Annotated in this window: 16 protein-coding genes and 1 pseudogene; 13 read left to right on the forward strand and 4 right to left on the reverse strand. The window is 40.5% G+C overall.

Going from position 1 to position 21,410, the window contains the following annotated elements; all coding sequences use genetic code 11:
• Window positions 1-100: 100 nt before the first annotated feature.
• On the reverse strand, window positions 101-760 hold the full coding sequence (locus tag JEP36_RS15800; RefSeq protein WP_198630452.1) for a GntR family transcriptional regulator: 660 nt from the start codon (window positions 758-760) through the stop codon (window positions 101-103).
• Window positions 761-1,228: 468 nt separating this feature from the next.
• Here JEP36_RS15800 and JEP36_RS15805 point away from each other — a divergent pair, with 468 nt between their 5' ends.
• From JEP36_RS15805 to JEP36_RS15835, 7 genes are all read left to right on the forward strand, one after another.
• On the forward strand, window positions 1,229-2,479 hold the full coding sequence (locus JEP36_RS15805) for an NRAMP family divalent metal transporter (RefSeq protein WP_160229930.1): 1,251 nt from the start codon (window positions 1,229-1,231) through the stop codon (window positions 2,477-2,479).
• Window positions 2,480-2,492: 13 nt separating this feature from the next.
• A complete protein-coding gene (locus tag JEP36_RS15810) occupies window positions 2,493-3,278 on the forward strand; it encodes a LamB/YcsF family protein (protein WP_198630453.1) in 786 nt (261 codons plus the stop codon).
• A gap of 2 nt (window positions 3,279-3,280) precedes the next feature.
• Window positions 3,281-4,087, forward strand: coding sequence for a putative hydro-lyase (locus JEP36_RS15815; protein WP_198619230.1), 807 nt, complete (start codon window positions 3,281-3,283; stop codon window positions 4,085-4,087).
• Window positions 4,088-4,101: 14 nt separating this feature from the next.
• Window positions 4,102-5,679 carry an urea amidolyase family protein gene (locus JEP36_RS15820; protein WP_198630454.1) on the forward strand — a complete coding sequence of 526 codons (1,578 nt, stop codon included), beginning with the start codon at window positions 4,102-4,104 and terminating at the stop codon, window positions 5,677-5,679.
• Window positions 5,680-5,695: 16 nt separating this feature from the next.
• Window positions 5,696-7,441, forward strand: coding sequence for an acetyl/propionyl/methylcrotonyl-CoA carboxylase subunit alpha (locus JEP36_RS15825; protein WP_198630455.1), 1,746 nt, complete (start codon window positions 5,696-5,698; stop codon window positions 7,439-7,441).
• A gap of 183 nt (window positions 7,442-7,624) precedes the next feature.
• The gene (locus JEP36_RS15830) at window positions 7,625-8,422 is read left to right on the forward strand and encodes a sulfite exporter TauE/SafE family protein (protein ID WP_160229933.1); all 798 of its coding nucleotides are present in this window, start codon (window positions 7,625-7,627) and stop codon (window positions 8,420-8,422) included.
• A 104-nt stretch (window positions 8,423-8,526) separates the two neighbouring features.
• Window positions 8,527-8,757: a hypothetical protein gene (locus JEP36_RS15835; RefSeq protein WP_100159878.1), complete on the forward strand. Its 231-nt coding sequence runs from the start codon at window positions 8,527-8,529 to the stop codon at window positions 8,755-8,757.
• A 38-nt stretch (window positions 8,758-8,795) separates the two neighbouring features.
• Here JEP36_RS15835 and JEP36_RS15840 read toward each other — a convergent pair whose 3' ends face one another.
• Entirely contained in the window at window positions 8,796-9,236 is a 441-nt protein-coding gene (locus JEP36_RS15840) for a PACE efflux transporter (RefSeq protein WP_198630456.1), read from the reverse strand.
• Between the two features lie 110 nt (window positions 9,237-9,346).
• Between JEP36_RS15840 and JEP36_RS15845 the strand changes: the two genes are divergently transcribed.
• The gene (locus JEP36_RS15845; RefSeq protein ID WP_198619233.1) at window positions 9,347-10,249 is read left to right on the forward strand and encodes a LysR family transcriptional regulator; all 903 of its coding nucleotides are present in this window, start codon (window positions 9,347-9,349) and stop codon (window positions 10,247-10,249) included.
• On the opposite strand, the gene narL is transcribed toward JEP36_RS15845, so the two are convergent.
• Window positions 10,246-10,899 (reverse strand): two-component system response regulator NarL, encoded by a 654-nt coding sequence (gene narL, locus JEP36_RS15850; RefSeq protein ID WP_109374313.1) that lies wholly within the window; start codon window positions 10,897-10,899, stop codon window positions 10,246-10,248. The genes JEP36_RS15845 and narL overlap by 4 nt on opposite strands.
• Window positions 10,900-10,924: 25 nt before the next feature.
• Window positions 10,925-12,730, reverse strand: a complete 1,806-nt coding sequence (narX, locus tag JEP36_RS15855) for a nitrate/nitrite two-component system sensor histidine kinase NarX (RefSeq protein WP_198630457.1) — start codon at window positions 12,728-12,730, stop codon at window positions 10,925-10,927.
• Between the two features lie 297 nt (window positions 12,731-13,027).
• Between narX and JEP36_RS15860 the strand changes: the two genes are divergently transcribed.
• The 5 genes and pseudogenes from JEP36_RS15860 to narI all read left to right on the forward strand — a co-directional run bounded on the left by JEP36_RS15860 (window position 13,028) and on the right by narI (window position 21,188).
• Window positions 13,028-14,422, forward strand: a complete 1,395-nt coding sequence (locus JEP36_RS15860; RefSeq protein WP_109374295.1) for a NarK family nitrate/nitrite MFS transporter — start codon at window positions 13,028-13,030, stop codon at window positions 14,420-14,422.
• A gap of 52 nt (window positions 14,423-14,474) precedes the next feature.
• Window positions 14,475-18,236, forward strand: a pseudogene (locus tag JEP36_RS15865) (nitrate reductase subunit alpha).
• A complete protein-coding gene (narH, locus tag JEP36_RS15870; RefSeq protein ID WP_088493882.1) occupies window positions 18,236-19,789 on the forward strand; it encodes a nitrate reductase subunit beta in 1,554 nt (517 codons plus the stop codon). The pseudogene JEP36_RS15865 and the gene narH overlap by 1 nt, the downstream one beginning before the upstream one ends.
• Window positions 19,789-20,514 (forward strand): nitrate reductase molybdenum cofactor assembly chaperone, encoded by a 726-nt coding sequence (gene narJ / locus JEP36_RS15875; protein ID WP_167392502.1) that lies wholly within the window; start codon window positions 19,789-19,791, stop codon window positions 20,512-20,514. The genes narH and narJ overlap by 1 nt, the downstream gene beginning before the upstream one ends.
• Window positions 20,511-21,188 (forward strand): respiratory nitrate reductase subunit gamma, encoded by a 678-nt coding sequence (narI, locus tag JEP36_RS15880; RefSeq protein ID WP_196532428.1) that lies wholly within the window; start codon window positions 20,511-20,513, stop codon window positions 21,186-21,188. Before narJ ends, narI begins: the two co-directional genes overlap by 4 nt.
• The last annotated feature ends 222 nt before the right edge of the window (window positions 21,189-21,410 follow it).

Here is a 21,410-nt window from a genome sequence, read left to right on the forward strand (position 1 = left end):
ATTTGGGGTTTTTAAAAAGATCAAAAATCAGTGAATTTTAAATATTATTCTAAATTCTGAATATAAAAATGCCCTAAATTAGGGCATTTTTTATGATCTTTTAACAAAAGTTATGACGAGAAAATGCAGCGAGTACTGTTCTTTCTGAAATTTCTAAATAGTCTTCCATTGTTGTTGCGGCTTCTTGTGCTTTTCCATCCATCAACAGCATTAAAATCTGTTCATTTTTTTCAATATAAGGTGCGTGTAGTAATTGAGGATCATTGAGTAAGCCAAATGCTAAACGTAATTCAGCTAGAATAAGTTGGTATTGTTTAAACAGTCTAGGGCTATCTGAAAGCTCAACAATCGCGGTATGAAAGTGCATATTGCAGGTTCCTACACCGTTCCAATCTTGTTGTTCTTGAAAAATTTTTGCTTGATTAACACTATCTTGCATTCTAACAATAGCGGGATGCATGGGATAAGAATGTCGTAGAGCATCACATTCAATTAATCGTCTTACACGATAAATATCCATGATACTTGCCATATCTGGTACAGAAACAAAAACACCACGATTAGGTTTATAAGTCAAAAGCCCTTCTTGGGTAAGAACGCGGAAAACCTCTCTTAAAGTATTACGCGATATTTCTAGCGTTTCACTTAATGCAGTTTCTGACAATCTTTCGCCAGGAGGTAATTCTCCAATAGTGATTTTTTGCCGAATAATATTTGCAACTTTTTGAGAAAGAATTTGTGGAGATGTTTTTTTCTGCATTATCTTCTGCTATTAGCTTAATAGAAGCGTCTATTCTATCAGTGTGTTTTGTAATATATAACCTCTATTATGCCACTCTGTCGTACTTCTCACTGTATCGAATATAACTTTCTATTTATTTCCATCAAAAAAATTAATTTTTCCTTACGATATTTTAGTGATTAAACATATTTTTCCTTCTATATTAGCGCACTATTTTTGTGCATTTGATCTTTTTATGCCTCATTTAAGTGCATATTCATGACTAATTAACGAGTCATAATTGTCAATAAAATGTTAAAAATGCGATCTTGTTTGCACTTTTATCATCCCATATTTAAATCTATTTGCTTATTTATTCATCTATTATTATTAATTGTTCAACAATCTAATATCAGGTGATTAACAATTACGTATTCATGCTCAACAATGGCACGCTAATTGCCTTAGTAATAATAATTAAAATAATGATGATAAAGGGGGTAGCTCATGGCTACACAAGACACTGCAAATACAACATCAAATACGTTTATAAAAAATAGACGTTCTTCTCTGATAGCTGCCATTTTTTTAATGGCAACGTCAGCAATTGGGCCAGGTTTTATTACTCAAACTGCAACCTTTACTGCCACTATGGGAGCCGCATTTGCGTTTGGTATTTTGGCATCAATCATCATCGACTATGTTGTTCAGCAAAGTATCTGGCGAGTGATCACGGTTACCAACATGCGAGCTTCAGATATTGCTAACAAAGCAATACCTGGCAGTGGCTACTTACTTGCTGTATTAGTTATTTTTGGCGGCTTAGTATTTAACGTGGGTAACATTGCAGGTGCTGGCTTAGGGCTTAATGCAATGGTTGGTCTTGATCCTAAATGGGGCGGGATCTTAAGTGCTTTACTTGCGATCTATATTTTCTCATCACGCAAAGCCAGTAACTTTATTGATCGTATGATCATTGTTCTTGGTATCGTTATGATCTTACTGACGGTTTTTGTCATGATTGCGTCTAATCCTCCAGTAGGTGAAGCATTAAGACAAACTGTTTTACCTGATGCAATTAACTTCGCTACGATCACTACAATTGTTGGTGGGACCGTAGGCGGTTATATCTGTTATGCGGGGGCTCACCGTCTCCTTGATAAAGGAACAACGGGGATTGAGAACATTGATGCGGTATCAAGCGCTGCAACCAAGGGAATTTTAGTCGTTGGATTAATGCGCTATATCCTGTTCCTTGCCATTTTAGGTGTGGTTGCCAGTGGCGTAACATTAGATATTTCTAGCCATGCAGCAAATCCAGCTTCTCAAGCATTTCAACATGCAGCGGGTTTAACTGGATTACGCATCTTTGGTCTTATTTTATGGGCTGCTGCATTAACGAGTGTGATTGGTGCTGCTTATACCTCAATGTCATTTATTACTGTATTTAAAGAAGGTGTTACTGAGCGTCAACGTAATATCGCAACCATTATTTTCATCGCTATTTCACTCGCCATTTATATGGTAATGGGAACTGCACCGGCTGCATTATTAGTCTTTGCCGGTGGTTTTAATGGACTCATTTTACCTATTGGTATGACACTTTTCATTTTTGTTGCATGGCGCCGCCAAGATCTCATGAATGGTTATAAATATCCTGCATGGCTACTGTGGTCAGGTATTTTTGTCTGTGCGCTGACTTGGTATATGGGCATTATGTCCGTGGGTGCTATTTTCAACTACCTCAACATTGCTTAAGAGAATAATAACGATGATAAAAGCAGTCGATTTAAACAGTGATTTAGGTGAAAGCTTCGGTCAATGGACAATGGGCAATGATGATGCAGTGCTTGGAATTGTCAGTAGTGCAAATATTGCTTGTGGCTTTCATGCAGGTTCACCAGATGGAATTTTAAAAACATTAAAAGCAGCGAAACAACACAATGTCGCGATAGGGGCACACGTCGCTTATCCTGATTTAGTGGGTTTTGGTCGCCGTAATATGGATATCGCCAGTGATGAATTAACCGCAGATGTGATTTATCAAATAGGTGCATTACAAGGATTAGCTAAAGCGGTTGGAATGAGTGTGACTTATGTTAAGCCTCATGGCGCGCTTTATAACACTATTGCTCATGATAAACGTCAAGCACTTGCTGTTATTGATGCGATCCTCTCCATCGATCCACAACTTATATTAGTTGCTTTAGCCGGATCACCCCTTATTGAACTTGCAAAGGAAAAGGGGCTTCGAGTGATTGCTGAAGCCTTTGCAGATAGAGCTTATCATTCTGATGGCACATTAGTTTCTCGCAAAAAAGAGGGTGCCGTTTTACATGATCCCAAACTTGTTGCACAACGCATGTTACGCCTTGTGCAAGAAGGTGGAATTGAATCTATAGAAGGTATTTTTACCACGATACAGGCTGATTCTATTTGTGTTCATGGTGATAGCCCAGATGCTGTAGCTCTTGCCAAAAGTGTAAAAGAAATTTTAATTAATCATGGTGTTAGCATTAAGCCTTTTGCCCCTTCTTCACTGAACAATGAGGTGTAAAAATGACTTATTTAATGAAGGCAACACCTGAGGCAATCACAAAAGCACAAGAAGCTCGACTTGCCATTCGCAATGGTTTGGATATTCCAACAGCGGGTATGGCAAAAGGAATGACACAAGCTAATATGATTAGTTTGCCGCGTGATTGGGCATTTGATTTTCTGCTTTATGCTCAACGTAATCCAAAAAGTTGCCCTATTTTAGATGTGTGTGAATCAGGAAGTTATCGCACTGTTTTAGCAAAAGACGCTGATCTACGCACTGATATTCCCCGTTACTGTGTTTGGGAAGATGGCAAATTAGTTGATGAAATTACGGATGCCACTGAGATTTGGGCACAGCATCCGGATCTAGTCACTTTCCTTATTGGCTGTAGTTTCACATTTGAAACGCCAATGTTAGAAGCGGGCATTGAAATCCGCCATATCACAGATAACAGCAATGTTCCGATGTATAAAACGAATCGCTTATGTCGCCCTGCTGGGCGATTAGAAGGCGAGTTAGTGGTTTCGATGCGTCCTATTCCTGCTGACCGAGTTGCTGATGCTGTAATGATCAGTGGTCGATTTCCTTCTGTACATGGTGCTCCGGTTCATATCGGTTCACCAGAAGCGCTGGGTATTAAAGACATTATGTCACCCGATTTTGGTTCTCCAGTAAGAATTGAACAAGGTGAAATCCCTGTATTTTGGGCTTGCGGTGTAACTCCACAAGCGGCAGTTATGCGTTCAGGTGTACCTTTCGCCTTAAGTCATTCTCCGGGACATATGTTTATTACGGATGTGCCTGATGCGGCTTATCACGTATAAAGGAGGAAGATACTTTGCGCTTTTTACCCGTTAATTTATCTCACTTATTAGTTGAGCTTTCTTCTTTGAAAGAGACGCTCGCATTGTATGAATCTGTCAAACAAGCGAATATTGCTGCTATTCAAGATATTGTACCCGCGGCAAAAACACTCTTAATTCACTATACGCCGTGGCTAATCACGGCTGAAGAACTTGTGTGTCAGCTTCGACAATTAGAAGTCAAAGCGATATCAGCTCGTCAAACACAATCATTAACGATCCCTGTTCATTATCAAGGTGAAGATCTTAATGAGGTCGCTGAATTATTAGGGATCGCTACCAATGAGGTGATCCGCAGGCACACAGAACAAACCTATCAGGTTGCATTCACTGGTTTCGCCCCAGGTTTTGCTTATTTGATTGCCGATGAAACGCAGCTCTATGTGCCTCGCCGTAAAACACCTCGCACACGAATTCCTGCTGGATCTGTCGGATTAGCCGGTGAGTTTAGTGGTGTTTATCCACAACAAAGCCCAGGTGGTTGGCAATTAATTGGCACCACAGAAATAAAAATGTGGGATCTTTCTCGTGAACAACCTGCCTTTTTATTACCAGGTAATGAAGTGCATTTTGTTGATGCCCAAAAATCCCCAGTAACAGTTTCATTACCTGAGAAAAAATCAGCAGTAGCTTCCCAGCTCTCGTTAAATGATAAAGGGTTATATGTCATTTCAGCGGGGCTACAAACTTTATTTCAAGATGAAGGGCGTATTGGTGCGGCATCAATGGGCGTATCTGCTTCAGGTGCACTCGATAAGCCAGCCTTACATGCAGCTAATCGTCTAGTGGGTAATCCTATCTCATTTGTGGCGCTTGAAATAACGCAAGGTGGATTGACGCTTAAAGCACGACAAGACTGTGTGATTGCATTAACCGGTGCAGATTGTTCTATTTTATTAAAACATGAATCGGGTGAGGGCGAATATTTATCAGGTTATCAGCCTATAGATGTTCGTTGTGGTGATGAAATTATTTTAGGTATGCCAAAAGCGGGTGTACGTAGTTATCTAGCCGTTAGAGGTGGTTTTGAATTACCAGCGGTTTTAGGCAGCCATGCGTTTGATACTTTAGCGCAAATTGGTCCTAATGCTTTACAAGAAGGTGACGTGCTTCATCTTAATCACGAAAGTACGCTAAATGGGATTATTGCTGAGGAACAACCTACATCAACACTGCCAAAACAAGGCGATATCGTTACGCTGGATGTTGTTCTAGGCCCTCGTACAGACTGGTTTACAACGGATGCGATAAAGACGTTAACGTCTCAATTATGGCAAGTGACACCACAGTCTAATCGTATTGGGTTACGTCTGTTGGGCGAAATACCTCTGGCACGAGAGAAACAACAAGAGCTATCGAGCGAAGGCACTTGCATTGGTGCAATTCAAGTTCCGATTAATGGGCAACCTGTTTTGTTCCTTAACGATCACCCTTTAACAGGAGGATACCCTGTTATCGGCGCTGTTGCTGAATATCACTTACCACTCGCAGGGCAGATCCCTGTTAACGCTAAAATTCGTTTTAATCCAATTACCGAATTTCAAGAATATTGATAGGAGAATGCCACTCATGACAACAATTAACCAAAAACAACGAGTGAAGCATAGAGTACTGATTGCCAACAGAGGCGAAATCGCTGTTCGTATTATTCGAGCTTGTCAGGACTATGGCGCGACTTCCATCGCTATTTATGCCAATGATGATATTGATGCACTGCACGTTCGTCTTGCTGATGAAGCTTATGGGCTCAATGGTAATTTGCCGAAAGAGAGCTATCTAGATATTAATAAAATTATTGATATTGCCCATAAAGCCAATGCCACGATGATCCATCCCGGTTACGGTTTTCTTTCTGAACGAGCTGACTTTGCAAAAGCGGTACAAGACGCGGGATTTATTTGGATCGGCCCTAACCCAGAAACGATAGAAGTACTTGGCGACAAAGTGAAAGCTCGCAAAATTGCACAATCTGTTGGTGCTCCTCTTGTAAATGGTACGGCTGATCCTGTTAATGATGCCAAAGAGGTTCTAGATTTTGCTAAACAATATGGTCTACCCGTTGCCATTAAAGCTGCTTTTGGTGGTGGAGGTCGAGGTTTAAAAATCGCCCATAAAATGGAAGAGATTGAAGAGCTTTATCATTCAGCAGTACGAGAAGCTGTAACAGCTTTTGGACGTGGTGAATGTTATGTCGAACAATTCTTAGATAAACCTCGCCATATCGAAGCGCAAATTATTGCAGATAAACTGGGTAACGTTGTGGTTGTAGGAACGCGAGACTGTTCATTACAACGTCGTAATCAGAAGTTAATTGAAGAAGCACCAGCACCTTACTTAACAGATGAACAACGTGAACGTATTCACCAATCAGCTAAAGATATTTGCGCTAAAGCGGGCTATGTGGGCGCAGGTACAGTTGAATTTTTATTAAGTGCTAATGGGACTATCTCTTTTCTTGAAGTAAATACGCGTTTACAAGTTGAGCACCCAGTTACCGAAGAAACCGCAGGTATTGATTTAGTGATTGAGCAATTACGTATTGCGGAAGGTTTACCACTAAGTATTGATAAAACCCCCGTTCCACGCGGTCACTCTTTTGAATTTAGGATCAATGCAGAAGATCCAGCCAAAGGCTTTTTGCCAACACCGGGTTTAATTACGCATTTCTCTCAGCCTTCAGGTCCAGGTATTCGTGTAGATAGTGGTGTTGCTGAAAATAATCAGGTTTCACGTCAATTTGATTCCATGATGGCGAAATTAATCGTCACTGGGGCAACGCGTGAACAAGCTATTTCTCGTGCTCGTCGAGCATTAGCTGAATTTAAAATTGAAGGCGTGGCAAGTGTATTGCCTTTCCATTGTGAAATGATGGGGCATACTGATTTTACTGAAAACTTTAAAGTGCATACCCGTTGGATTGAAACTGATTTTCAGGCAAAAAATACCCATTTCCCTCGTAGCACACAGGCAAAAAATGAAGAGCTAGTACGTACTTTTATTGAAATTGATGGTCGTCGTCACGAATTAGCTTTACCTGCTCAATTACTTTCTCTCTCTGCGGTAATACCGACAGCAATCGGTGCGAGCCATGAGAAAGAAGAGAATGAAAAAGCCGTCACTGCACCTATTTCTGGTGTATTACATAGCTGGGTTTTATCTGATGGCGACAAAGTCAAAGAAGGCGATGTCATTGCTATTATGGAAGCCATGAAAATGGAAGTTCAGGTTGTGGCTTCTCGTAATGGTGTGTTACTGCAAAAAGCGAAAACAGGTGATTATTTTTCAGCAGAAACCATTTTGGCTGAAATTAACTAACTGATTAATCAATAAAATATCTTTTTTCAAAGTTAGCTCTTTAATATGAATAAACCTCATATTAAGGAGCTTTTTTATAACAATGAAATTTATATTCCTATTTGTTATATCTAATTCCTTTTGGTTATAAGTTATTTTGCCTATAATCGAAGCTTGTGAAATTTTGAGCAAAAAGGAAATAAGATGTTGCTTGTAACACAACTGCTTATTGGCGCTACGATAGGGTTAGTTATTACAACAACGGGTGTTGGCGGTGGTGTTATTTTATTGCCAGTTCTTATTTATCTTTTTGGTATGAATGCACTAGCGGCAGTTGCGACAGCAAATTTACTTTCTATGCTAATGAAACTCTCATCTTCTTATATCCATTTTCGTTTAGGCAATATTCCATTAAAACCTGCACTATTGATTTTGGGGATCATGTTTCCTGCGACATTTTTAGCGAGTTATGGCGTGACATGGTTGGGATCACAACCTCAATATTATGCTCGTGTTGAATCTGCAATTAATATCTTAATGATTGTGGCTATTGTATTTTCGCTGATCTTATTTTTACAGCGAATGATAAGAAAATCATCACTTTCAGCTCCTTTGAGCCCTTTATCGGCACCTTCTTCTGTTACTTTTTCTTCCTTATTTGTGCCGGGAGTAAGTGCTGGGTTTGTACTTGGTGCAACTGGCGTAGGAGGGGGATTAGTGGTGTTGCCTGTGTTAATGCGTTTTGCACAAATGGGGATTAAAGAGGCAATCGGCACTTCTATTTTTATTACCACGATCCTTTCTGGTGGATCAGCTATCGCTTATAGTGCTGGTGGTTATACCGATGTTCACACGGCACTTATTCTTTGCTTAGGCTCATTACTCTCTATTCCATTAGCACGCTATTTACTTGTGTATTTATCAGAGCGTTTTTTCCAATATTTAACACTGTCTTTTATTCTGATCAGCATCATTATGATGAGTTGGAAATTAATAAATTAACTTAATGTAATATCGAGTGAGTCAATCTTTCTCTTATTACCTTTAGTTAGACTAAACTTATTCTATCATCATTAGATTAACTATTAAGAGTAAGTAAAAACGAGATGAACATTAAAACAGGTGATGAGTTTTTAGTTTATATGGCGCTGGGTGAAGAGAGTTATATGAAAGAGTATTACCGTGTGATTGAAATTGATCCAACGCTTTCCCAAGTGACAGGTAAATTACTAAGAAGAACGACAGCTGATGACAAAAATATTGGTTTAGGTCGTTGCGAGTTAGAGGGTGGTATTGAACAATTTGCGTTAGAAGATATCTATCCTGTTAAAGAGTGATCCGTTATTGGGATCACTCTCTTTACTTAATTTGTCGCTTAGGCAACGGGCGCATTTTCAGGTAATGCAGATTTTGGTAAGCCAAACACTTTGTCAAATACCCAGTTATAAACGAAGGTATAACAAGGGATGATGATGATCAGTGCAAAGTCCATCATTAACGCTTGCCATAACGAAACATTAAGCCACCCTGCTATTAACGGAATTAAATAGAGCACCAGTGTTAGCTGAAACCCAATCGCATGTACTAGGCGACGTCTAAATGTTCGAATTCTTGAAACCTGCCGACTCTCCCAAAATTCAAATAGACAGTTATAAATAAAATTCCAACTCACCGCGATTGTTGTGATCACAAGCGCTAATGGGCCAGTTACTGCTGTTGAGCTATCAGCCAAAAGTGCAAGCCCGACTGATGAAATAACCCAGCCAAAAATTTCATAAGCTGTCACGTAGACAATTTTTCGTTTGATACCTTGCATTGTGCTCTCTTTTTCTGTGGATCTGTGTCGTTAAGCATCGTAAGATAAATCAGTAAGAATGATAGAAAAAGTTAGCTAGTATCAATTTGACTGAAACATCAGGAGTGAACATGCAGTTCTCAAGTGAACATATTGCGATATTTTTAGCCGTGATGGATAAGGGATCTTTCTCTGCGGCTGCACGTTCATTAAAACGCGTTCCATCAGCAGTCAGTATGGCAATTGCGAATATGGAAGCTGAATTAGGTTATGCACTTTTTGAGCGTTCATCACGAGAGCCACAGCCCACAGAAAAAGCCAAAGCACTTGAACCCCATGCCCGAATGATTGCAGAGCAATTAAAATTATTACAAGTGCATGCACAAGAGCTTTCGATGGATCTCGAAAGTGTCTTAAATATTGGTGTTGCGGCTGATATTAATCCTGATTATTTATTACCTGCGTTATCTGAATTAACGCAACGTTATCCGTTACTTAATGTGAATGTGATAACAGCTGCACAAGATGACATAATTGAAATGCTACATGCGCGTAAAATACAGCTCTGCTTAGTTTATGGTGGAATGTATGTTAATGGTGATGAGCAATTTCAATATTTAGGTTCTGAATCACTTGTTGCAACAATATCAGCCAGCCATATAGCTCTTGCTCACCCCGCAGGTGTATTTATTGAAGATTTAGTGAATGTTCGCCAAATCATTATTGCTAGTCATACTCAGGAATTACGTGATGTACGCTCTTTAGTGGCAACGAATTATTGGCAAACTGATAGTTTTCAAATGGCATTAGGTATGGTTGAAGCGGGAATGGGCTGGGGTAATTTACCGTATTCACTGATTTATACCCAATTACAAAAAGGTAAGCTCAAGCAGCTTCAGTTTAAAAATACCAAAAATGAGTTGCGATTACCTATTCATGCTATGTGGCTAAAAGGGGAGTCGTTACAAAAAGGGGCAAAAGAGTTAGTTGAGCTGATGAATACTCACCAGCCCATCGTACCTAATTTTGATTAATCTACACGTTGTTGATGAACCCAAACGGCAACTTCAACACGAGATTTTAGCTTCATTTTTTTCAGTAGATGTTTGACGTGTACTTTGACCGTACTTTCAGTGATATCAAGCTTACGTGCGATCATTTTATTTGATAGCCCTTGCGCGATCAGCTTTAAAATATCGCGTTCACGCGGGGTGAGTTGTTCAATATCTCGCTCACCTTCAGAACGATCTTCACGTAATGACTCGGCCAAAATAGGGGTTAACGTAGGGCTGACGACCATTTTCCCTGCGGCAGCTTGTTTAAGAGCCGCAAGTAATTCTTCCGGCTCCATATCTTTTAAAAGATAACCATCAGCACCACGTTTTAAGGCGGTGACTAAATCATCACTGTAGTTTGATACACTAAACACGACGATCCGACCTGATAACGACTTTAATCGCAGTTGATCAAGTGTTTCAAAACCATTCATTCCTGGCATATTCAGATCGAGTAAGATTAAGTCAGGATCTAACTCTTCAGCTAGTTTCACACCTTGAATACCATCTCCCGCTTCCCCAACGACAGTTAGTGTTGTATCAAGACTTAAAAGTTGTTTTACACCATTGCGTAGCATCGGGTGATCATCAATGAGTAAAATTGTCGCTTTTTCTGTGGAGGATCCCATATTATTCATTACGACTTGCTCCAATTTAGACAGGGTCTTTATGAGTAGTTATTAATGGAAATTTAACAAACACTTGAGTACCGCCCTGTTCGCGTACTTTTATAGTATAAGAACCATTTAGGCTATTTGCGCGTTCACGCATAATAATAAGACCATAATGATTTAATTTTTCAGGGTTAGGGCTAATTCCTTCACCATTATCATTAATTTTTAGCTCAACCATGCCATTATCAAGTGATAAAGAGACTTCCGCCCAGTTGGCATTGGCATGTTGTAAAATATTATTTAACGCTTTACGCACAATTTGAACCACATGAATGCCTTGATGCGAATTTACGCATTTTGCAGGTAATTGATAGTCAAAATTAATAGCAAAACCAAGGCGTTGATTAAATTCAGTTAATGTACTTTCTAACGCAGCAAGTAATCCTGGTTCAGTCAGTTTTAAGCGAAACGTGGTTAACAGTTCTCTTAATTGGCGATAAGCCACATTAAGCTCTTCACGCATCTCTTTGAGTAGTTTTTGGCAATTATCGGGTAAGGTTTCTGACTGCATTTGCAAATAGCTGACTTGCATTTTTAAACAGGAAAGTGATTGGGCAATAGAGTCATGTAATTCGCGAGCAATTGCCGAACGCTCATCCATTAATAGAAGCTGTTGCTGTTGCTCGTTTTGTTGTTCCATTGCCAGCATGGCTGAAATTTGTTTTGTCAGTAATAGCATTAAGTTATTTTGTTCATCCGTTAAAACCGTATTTTCAGGTAACTGCATAACAAACAAGCCATAACGATGGATTTGATCGGCTAATTCCCAATGTAATAACTCACTATTTAGCAAAGTTGCTATTGGCGTATTATCTTCACAACGTTCACATTGCTGATCAGGGCAATGATGCGGGCGTGATTGAGGCGCTAAACTAATTTCATTAAACAGTGTGTGATGATTATCTTCATATAAGCGTATCTGCAAATACGCATTAGGAATAATTTGTTGAAGCTCAAATAATATCTGTCTTAATCGAGCACACAGCGGTGCGGGGGAGTGTAACTGCTGGCTTGAATGATAGAGGTAAGAGAGCACTTTATTTTTCTGTTGTAAGTCGTGCGTTTTTTCGACCACTCTTTTTTCTAATTCACTATACAGCGTAGAAAGCTCTTCTGACATGGTATTGAGTGCGATACCCAATGTGGCAATTTCATCATGGTGTGCGCGCTGATGAAAACGTGCTGAAAAATCACCATGACCAATCGAATTCGCCATCGCCATTAATTGTTGCCAAGGATGTAATAAACGACGGCGAAAATGCCAAACAGAGCCAAACAGTAATAACAGAGTGAGCGCAGTAAAAATTAGCTGGGTATAAGCCACCATCCTTATTTTTTGCTCTGTTAGCTGGTCTATACTTAACACTAACTTATCGAGTTGAGAAACAAAAAAGATAACTTCTTCTTTTGCATCATCACGTTGTTTTGCATAGAGCAATGTTGGTTTTAAGGTATCTTTCCAGTAAGTATTTAATTGAGCATATTGTGATTGTAGCGATTCATTGCTTAAGACTTGAAGTAATTCACTACTGTCTAAGTCGGTTTCTAATTCGTGAAGATAATAACGATGTTGTTCATCTAGGGGTAAAGCAGATAACAAGCGATAGCTCTGCATACGCAAAGAGCCTGATTTATTAATCGCATGGGCATTACCTTGCACACTTAAAATAATATGGTTAGAAACCGCCATACCCACAACACCCAATAGGGTGAAAAGTAACATTAATATTGCGATTTGATTAATAATTGAAAAACGGTAATGCCATTGGATTTTATGAGTACTCATCGCTATTTTTCCAAATTTATTCAGGCACTATCTTGCCTTAAAAAGGCATCAAATGTCATATACTACTAAAGTATTACCCCTAAATATCTTATGGAGGTAATTTCACTTGTAAATTATAGCGGTTTTAATTTAACTTATTAATTTAAAATGAAAAATAAAGGATAACCCTATTAATACTTAGGTGTAAAGAACGATTTTAGCTTAAAAATCAAACAAATCTTTGCTTGATGCAGATCATGACTAATTAACAATTCTAATCGTAAAAAGGTGCCAATCTAACCGTTAATCGAGGTTGTTATGGCACTCACTCAACACCCAGAAAAAATGAGAAAAGGGGTGATCGAAGATTGGCATCCTGAAGATAAAGCTTTTTGGGAAAAAACTGGTCAAAAGATCGCTTCACGCAATTTATGGATTTCTGTTCCTTGTTTACTCTTATCATTCTGCGTATGGATGCTTTTTAGTGCAGTTGCAGTAAATTTGAACAAAGTCGGTTTTAACTTTACCACAGATCAGCTATTTATGCTGACGGCGCTACCTTCTGTTTCTGGCGCTATTTTACGCGTTCCTTATTCATTTGTTATTCCTATCTTTGGTGGCCGTCGTTGGACTGCGATCAGTACCGTATTTCTGATCATTCCTTGTATTTGGCTTGGTTTTGCAGTGCAAGACACCACAACGTCTTACTCAACCTTTATTGTGATTTCACTATTATGTGGTTTCGCAGGTGCAAACTTTGCATCAAGTATGGCAAATATCAGCTTTTTCTTCCCTAAAGCACGTCAAGGCGGTGCATTAGGATTAAATGGTGGATTAGGTAATCTTGGCGTAAGCGTTATGCAATTAATTGCCCCATTAGTGATTGGTGTGGGTGTTTTTGCAATGTTTAGTGGCCCCGGTGTTGTTCAACCTGACGGTTCGCACTTATGGCTAGAAAATGCGGCGTGGGTTTGGGTGCCTTTCTTATTGTTTTTTACCTTTGCTGCTTGGTTTGGTATGAATGATCTTGCCGCTAATAAAGCCTCTTTAAGTCAGCAATTACCTGTTTTAAAACGGGGTCACCTCTGGTTATTAAGTATTTTATACCTGTGCTCTTTTGGTTCATTTATTGGTTTCTCTGCGGGTTTTGCCATGTTATCAAAAACCCAATTCCCAGATATTGTCATTCTGCATTATGCCTTCTTTGGACCTTTATTAGGGGCTTTAGCACGTCCTGTCGGTGGTGCGCTTTCTGATAAATTTGGTGGTATTAGAGTTACGCTGATTAACTTTATCATCATGGCAATATTCTCTGCATTACTCTTTTTAACGTTACCTGAAAACGGTGCTGGTGGTTCGTTTATCGCGTTCTACGGTGTCTTTATGGTGCTGTTTTTAACCGCCGGTTTAGGCAGTGGTTCTACATTCCAAATGATTGCAGTGGTGTTTAGAAAAATCACTGTTGATCGCATGAAAGCCCAAGGTGCCACAGATGAAGCGGCTCAAAAAGAAGCGGTAACAGAAAGTGCCGCAGCGCTTGGTTTTATCTCTGCCATTGGTGCAATTGGTGGATTCTTTATTCCTAAAGCCTTTGGTACATCATTGGCTATGACTGGCTCTCCTGCCGGTGCCATGAAAATCTTTGTTCTATTTTATATCGCCTGCGTCTTGATCACTTGGTTGGTCTATGGACGTAAACACAATAAACAATAATGACGAATTATACGCAATGTGAGAGCGCTCGCGCGCATTGGGAGAGTATCTGATGAGTAAGTTTCTCGATAGATTCCGCTATTTCAAACAACTTGGCGATACCTTTTCAAAGGATCATGGCCAAGAGCTAAATGTTAATCGTGACTGGGAAGATGGTTATCGCAGTCGTTGGCAACATGACAAAATTGTACGTTCTACTCATGGGGTAAACTGTACAGGTTCATGTAGTTGGAAAATCTACGTCAAAAATGGGTTAGTCACATGGGAAACCCAACAAACTGACTATCCGCGTACACGTCCTGATTTGCCTGATCATGAGCCTCGTGGCTGTCCTCGTGGTGCAAGCTATTCATGGTATTTATATAGCGCGAACCGCGTTAAATACCCAATGGTACGTAAACGCCTCGTTAAATTATGGCGTGAAGCAAAAGCACAACATAGCGATCCCGTTGATGCATGGGCTTCTATTGTTAACTCGCCAGAAAAAACCAAAAGCTATAAGCAAGCGCGTGGTCGTGGTGGTTTTGTTCGCTCTTCATGGTCAGAAGTGAATGAAATCATTGCAGCTTCTAACGTGTTTACAGCAAAAGAGTTTGGTCCTGATCGTATTATCGGTTTCTCGCCAATTCCTGCTATGTCGATGGTGTCATATGCGGCGGGTGCGCGTTATTTATCGCTTATTGGTGGCGCGTGCTTAAGTTTCTATGATTGGTATTGTGACTTACCACCTGCTTCGCCAATGACTTGGGGTGAGCAAACAGACGTACCAGAATCAGCCGACTGGTATAACTCTTCTTATCTGATTGCGTGGGGTTCTAACGTACCTCAAACCCGTACTCCTGATGCGCACTTCTTTACCGAAGTTCGTTATAAAGGCACTAAAACAGTTGCCGTAACGCCTGATTATGCTGAAATCGCTAAACTGTGTGACCAATGGTTAAACCCAAAACAAGGTACAGACAGCGCAATGGCAATGGCGATGGGACACGTTATTCTTAGCGAATTCCACGTTAAGCGCCAAACAGAATATTTCCGCAACTATGTGCGCACTTACACTGATATGCCAATGTTGGTGATGTTAGATAAACACGACTCAGGCAAATTAGTTGCAGGTCGAATGTTACGTGCCTCTGATTTAGTGAACAATCTAGATCAGGAGAAAAACCCAGAATGGAAAACTGTTGCCATTGATGAGCAAACCCAACAATTGGTTGCTCCTCAAGGTTCTATGGGCTTTCGTTGGGAAGGAGCGGCTAAATGGAATCTTGAGCCTAAAGACGGTAAAAGTGGTGAAGATGTCACATTACAATTAGGTCTTTTAGATAATCATGATGATATTGTTGATGTGGCATTCCCTTATTTTGGTGGCATTAAAAGCGAATATTTTTAAGGTGTTGCGCTTGATGATGTGCTTGTTCACAAGCTACCAGCTAAGCGTATTACACTTGCGAATGGTGAAGAGAAATACATCACAACAGTTTATGACTTATTATTAGCCAACTACGGTATTGATCGCGGTTTAAATGATGAAAACTGTGCGTCAAACTACGATGAAATCAAAGCATATTCACCCGCATGGGCTGAAAAAGTCACAGGTGTAAGCCGCCAAGATATCACCCGTATAGCGCGTGAATTTGCGGATAACGCAGAAAAAACACATGGTCGTTCAATGGTGATTGTCGGTGCAGGTATTAACCACTGGTATCACATGGATATGACTTATCGTGGCATTATCAATATGCTGATTTTCTGTGGTTGTGTCGGTCAAAGTGGTGGTGGTTGGGCACACTATGTTGGACAAGAAAAACTGCGCCCGCAAACTGGTTGGTTGCCATTAGCCTTTGGTCTTGACTGGCAGCGTCCGCCTCGTCATATGAACAGCACCTCGTTTTTCTATAACCACTCAAGTCAGTGGCGTTATGAAACCGTATCGCCAACAGAGTTATTATCGCCATTAGCGGATAAATCTCGCTTTAGCGGTAGTTTGGTGGATATGAACGTGCGTTCAGAACGTATGGGCTGGTTACCTTCCGCACCTCAATTAAACTTAAACCCATTGTCTATTGCGAAAAAAGCACAAGAAGCGGGTGTGAGTGCGGCTGACTATACCGTTAATGCATTGAAGTCAGGTGAGATTCGTTTTGCATCAGAACAGCCTGATAACCCACAAAATTTCCCGCGTAATTTATTTATCTGGCGTTCTAACTTGTTAGGTTCGGCGGGTAAAGGACATGAGTATTTACTGAAATACTTGCTGGGAACTGAAAACGGCCTGCAAGGTAAAGATTTAGGCGAGCAAGGCCAAGTCAAACCACAAGAAGTGGAGTGGCAAGATAAAGGCGGTGAAGGTAAAGTTGATTTAGTGGTGACGTTAGACTTCCGTATGTCAAGTACCTGCCTCTTCTCAGATATCGTTTTACCAACCGCAACGTGGTATGAAAAAGATGATATGAATACCTCGGATATGCATCCGTTTATTCATCCATTAACAGCCGCGGTTGATCCTGCTTGGGAATCTAAAACAGACTGGGAAATCTATAAAGGCATCGCTAAAACCTTCTCTAAATTATGTGTGGGTCATTTAGGGGTTGAAACTGATTTAGTGACATTACCTATTCAGCATGACTCAGCCGCTGAAATGGCACAGCCTTTCGATGTGAAAGATTGGAAAAAAGGCGAATGTGACCTTATTCCGGGTAAAACCGCACCACATCTTATTCCTGTAGAGCGTGATTATCCTAATACCTATGCTCGCTTTACGTCATTAGGCCCTCTAATGGATAAATTGGGTAATGGCGGTAAAGGGATCAGTTGGAATACACAAACAGAAGTCGATTTCCTGAAAAAACTGAACCGTGTTCGTCATGAAGGTGCTGCAAAAGGGCGTCCAGCGATTGAAACAGCAATTGATGCAGCTGAAGTTATCCTCTCTTTAGCCCCTGAAACTAATGGTCAAGTAGCGGTAAAAGCGTGGGATGCACTGAGTAAAGTGACAGGACGCGATCACACTCATTTAGCTAAAGTAAAAGAAGACGAAAAAATTCGTTTCCGCGATATCGTTGCTCAACCTCGTAAGATTATTTCAAGCCCGACATGGTCTGGTCTTGAAGATGAGCACGTCTCTTATAACGCCTGTTATACCAACGTTCACGAGATGATCCCTTGGCGTACTTTAAGTGGTCGTCAGCAATTGTATCAAGATCATGAGTGGATGCGTGCTTATGGTGAAAGTTTAGTGGTTTATCGTCCACCAATTGATACCAAAGCCATTGATGCAGTTAAAGGCAAAAAACCAAATGGTTTCCCTGAAAAAGCGCTGAACTTCCTGACGCCTCACCAGAAATGGGGTATTCACTCAACATATAGCGATAACTTACTGATGTTAACGCTTGGTCGTGGTGGCCCTGTGGTTTGGCTGAGTGAAGATGATGCTAAAGAGATGGGAATTAGTGATAACGATTGGGTTGAAGCATACAACAGTAATGGTGCGCTAACGGCGAGAGCGATTGTCAGCCAACGTATTCCTGATGGCATGATTTATATGTATCACGCACAAGAACGCCAAATAAATCTGCCAGGATCTGAAATAACAGGAATGCGTGGTGGTATTCACAACTCTGTGACGCGTGTTTGCCCTAAACCAACCCATATGATTGGTGGATATGCTCAGTTGGCTTATAGCTTTAACTATTACGGCACTGTGGGTTCTAACCGTGATGAGTTTGTTGTGGTGCGTAAAATGAAACAGATTGATTGGCTTGATGGTGAAGGTGATGCTTATCAACAGACCCTGAATGGACAGGAGAAGGCATAATGAAAATTCGTTCACAAGTCGGTATGGTACTGAACCTCGACAAATGTATCGGTTGCCATACCTGTTCAGTAACCTGTAAAAATGTTTGGACGAGCCGTGAAGGTGTCGAATACGCATGGTTCAATAACGTTGAAACAAAACCGGGTACAGGGTATCCACAAAATTGGGAAGACCAAGAGAAATGGAAAGGCGGTTGGATCAAAAATATCAAAGGTAAATTGGTACCAAGAATGGGCAACCGTGTTGGTCTATTATCGAAAATTTTTGCCAACCCAGATGTCCCAGCATTAGATGATTACTATGAGCCATTTGATTATGACTATGAGCATTTAAAAAATGCACCAGAAGGCTCTTTACCGACAGCACGACCTCGTTCGCTGATCACCGGTCAGCGCATGACCAAAATCGAAAAAGGCCCAAACTGGGAAGACGATTTAGGTGGCGAATTTAGCAAACGTGCTGCGGATAAAAACTTCGCCAATATGCAAAAAGAGATGTATGGGCAGTTTGAAAATACATTCATGATGTATTTACCACGTTTATGTGAACACTGCTTAAATCCTGCTTGTGTTGCAACATGTCCAAGTGGTGCGATTTATAAACGTGCTGAAGATGGCATTGTGCTTATCGACCAAGATAAATGCCGTGGATGGCGCATGTGTTTAACCGGATGCCCATACAAAAAAATCTACTTCAACTGGAAAAGTGGTAAGTCAGAAAAATGTATTTTCTGTTATCCACGAATTGAAGCCGGTCAGCCAACACTGTGCTCAGAAACTTGTGTAGGACGTATTCGTTATCTGGGTGTGATGCTGTATGACGCAGATAAAATTTCACAAGCCGCCAGTGCGGATAATGAAAAAGATTTATACCAAAGCCAATTAGATATCTTCTTGGATCCATTTGATCCTGAAGTGATCAAAGCCGCTGAAGAGCAAGGTATTCCATTAAGTGTGATTGATGCAGCGCAGCGTTCACCTGTTTACAAAATGGCGGTGGATTGGAAGCTGGCATTACCACTGCACCCTGAATATCGCACCTTACCAATGGTTTGGTATGTACCACCTTTGTCACCTATTCAGTCTGCTGCTGATGCGGGCGTGCTACCACATACAGGCGTTCTGCCTGATGTAGAAAGCTTACGTATTCCAGTTCAGTATTTAGCAAACTTACTGACAGCTGGGGATACTGCACCTGTGTTATTAGCATTAAAACGCATGTTAGCGATGCGTCATTATAAACGTGCTGAAACCGTAGAAGGCAAAACAGACTTAAGTGCATTAGAGCAAGTAGGTTTGACTGAAGCGCAAGCACAAGAGATGTATCGTTATCTAGCTATTGCAAATTATGAAGATCGCTTTGTTATTCCATCAAGCCATCGTGAACTTGCAAGAGAAGCTTTCCCAGAACGTAATGGTTGTGGTTTTAGCTTTGGTGATGGTTGTCATGGCAGTGATAGCAAATTTAATTTGTTTAATAGCCATCGTATTGATGCGATTGATATCACATCAAGAACACCTCAAGACGAACGCCGATCAGAGGAGAAAATATAATGATCTCTCTGAAAGTCATTTCACATCTCTTAGATTATCCCACACAAGAATTGTGGGATAACCGAGGCGAACTTATCGATGCATTACAGGAAGCTGATGAGCTTCCTGTGACTCAAGTTGCGAAATTAATGGCATTTATTCATACCTTAACGCAACAAGAGTTGTTAGATGCGCAAGCCAATTACAGCGAGCTTTTTGATAGAGGGCGGGCGCGATCACTACTGTTATTTGAACACGTTCATGGTGAGTCTCGTGATCGTGGTCAAGCAATGGTTGATCTGCTCAATCAATATCAACAAGCAGGGATCACATTAAGTAGTCGTGAACTTCCTGACTATTTGCCTACTTATCTTGAGTATTTAACGCTCCTGCCAACGACAGACTGTATTGAAGGGCTAAATAACATTGCGCCTATTTTGGCGCTGTTAGGTGAGCGTTTGAAACAACGAGGCAGTGATTATCACGCGCTCTTTGATGTGTTGCTTTGCCTCTCACAAAGTGGATTGGAAGCATCACAACTGACTGCTCAAGTAGAAAAAGAGCCTTTAGATGATACACCTGCTGCATTAGATGCTGTGTGGGAAGAAGAGCAAGTAACGTTTCTTGGCGAAGGTACGCAATGTGGCAGTGGCAAAATCAGCCAACATCAGCGCCGTTTTGCACAAGAGACGACAGTTCAATATCTCAACGTGGGGAATTCGTTGGATACGGGAGCACAAAAATGAATTACATCAATATGTTATTTTTTGATATCTATCCCTATATTGCTGGTGCCGTTTTTATTATCGGTAGCTGGTTACGTTACGACTATGGTCAATATACATGGCGAGCCGGCTCTAGCCAGATGTTAGACAAGAAAAATATGCGATTGGCTTCTAACTTGTTCCATATCGGGATCATCGGTATTTTTGCTGGTCATTTTCTGGGAATGCTAACACCTCACTGGATGTATGAATCTTTCCTGCCTATTGAATACAAACAAATTATGGCAATGGTTGGTGGCGGTACTTGTGGTGTATTAATGCTGGTGGGGGGCGTGATGTTATTAAAACGCCGTTTAACCAATCCACGGGTTAGAGCTACATCTTCATTTGGTGACATCATGATCTTAACGCTTTTGGTTATTCAAGTAGCGCTAGGTTTACTGACTATTCCATTCTCAGCACAACATATGGATGGTAGCGAAATGATGAAGCTGGTGGCTTGGGCACAATCTATAGTGACTTTCCACGGCGGTGCTTCGGCTCATCTTGAAGGTGTCGCGTTCGTGTTTAAATTGCACATTTTCTTAGGTATGACGATTTTCTTATTGTTCCCATTCTGTCGATTAGTTCATATTTGGAGCGTGCCAGTTGAGTACTTAACTCGTCGCTATCAAATTGTGCGTAATCGTCATTAATGAATACCCATCTCCTGATAGTAAATTAGAGACCTTTTAATTGCGCTTATCTCACCCCCGCCCGCGGGGGTTTTTTTTATCTTTTTTCTCCCTTAAAACTTGAACAAAAAATTTGAATGGTTAAAGCAATAATCTTTAGATTCATTTAAGAATAGTTGCACTTATAATTCTTTTTAACGAAATGAATTTATATAAGGCAATAAATAGTTAATTAAATATCGT

Source organism: Proteus sp. PR00208 (assembly GCF_016238545.1).
GTDB lineage: Bacteria > Pseudomonadota > Gammaproteobacteria > Enterobacterales > Enterobacteriaceae > Proteus.

Coding starts and splice junctions, on each gene's coding strand:
- JEP36_RS15800 (WP_198630452.1), bottom strand. CDS start 760: ATGCAGAAAAAAACATCTCCACAAATTCTTTCTCAAAAAGTTGCAAAT.
- JEP36_RS15805 (WP_160229930.1), top strand. CDS start 1,229: ATGGCTACACAAGACACTGCAAATACAACATCAAATACGTTTATAAAA.
- JEP36_RS15810 (WP_198630453.1), top strand. CDS start 2,493: ATGATAAAAGCAGTCGATTTAAACAGTGATTTAGGTGAAAGCTTCGGT.
- JEP36_RS15815 (WP_198619230.1), top strand. CDS start 3,281: ATGACTTATTTAATGAAGGCAACACCTGAGGCAATCACAAAAGCACAA.
- JEP36_RS15825 (WP_198630455.1), top strand. CDS start 5,696: ATGACAACAATTAACCAAAAACAACGAGTGAAGCATAGAGTACTGATT.
- JEP36_RS15830 (WP_160229933.1), top strand. CDS start 7,625: ATGTTGCTTGTAACACAACTGCTTATTGGCGCTACGATAGGGTTAGTT.
- JEP36_RS15835 (WP_100159878.1), top strand. CDS start 8,527: ATGAACATTAAAACAGGTGATGAGTTTTTAGTTTATATGGCGCTGGGT.
- JEP36_RS15840 (WP_198630456.1), bottom strand. CDS start 9,236: ATGCAAGGTATCAAACGAAAAATTGTCTACGTGACAGCTTATGAAATT.
- JEP36_RS15845 (WP_198619233.1), top strand. CDS start 9,347: ATGCAGTTCTCAAGTGAACATATTGCGATATTTTTAGCCGTGATGGAT.
- narL (WP_109374313.1), bottom strand. CDS start 10,899: ATGGGATCCTCCACAGAAAAAGCGACAATTTTACTCATTGATGATCAC.
- narX (WP_198630457.1), bottom strand. CDS start 12,730: ATGAGTACTCATAAAATCCAATGGCATTACCGTTTTTCAATTATTAAT.
- JEP36_RS15860 (WP_109374295.1), top strand. CDS start 13,028: ATGGCACTCACTCAACACCCAGAAAAAATGAGAAAAGGGGTGATCGAA.
- narH (WP_088493882.1), top strand. CDS start 18,236: ATGAAAATTCGTTCACAAGTCGGTATGGTACTGAACCTCGACAAATGT.
- narJ (WP_167392502.1), top strand. CDS start 19,789: ATGATCTCTCTGAAAGTCATTTCACATCTCTTAGATTATCCCACACAA.
- narI (WP_196532428.1), top strand. CDS start 20,511: ATGAATTACATCAATATGTTATTTTTTGATATCTATCCCTATATTGCT.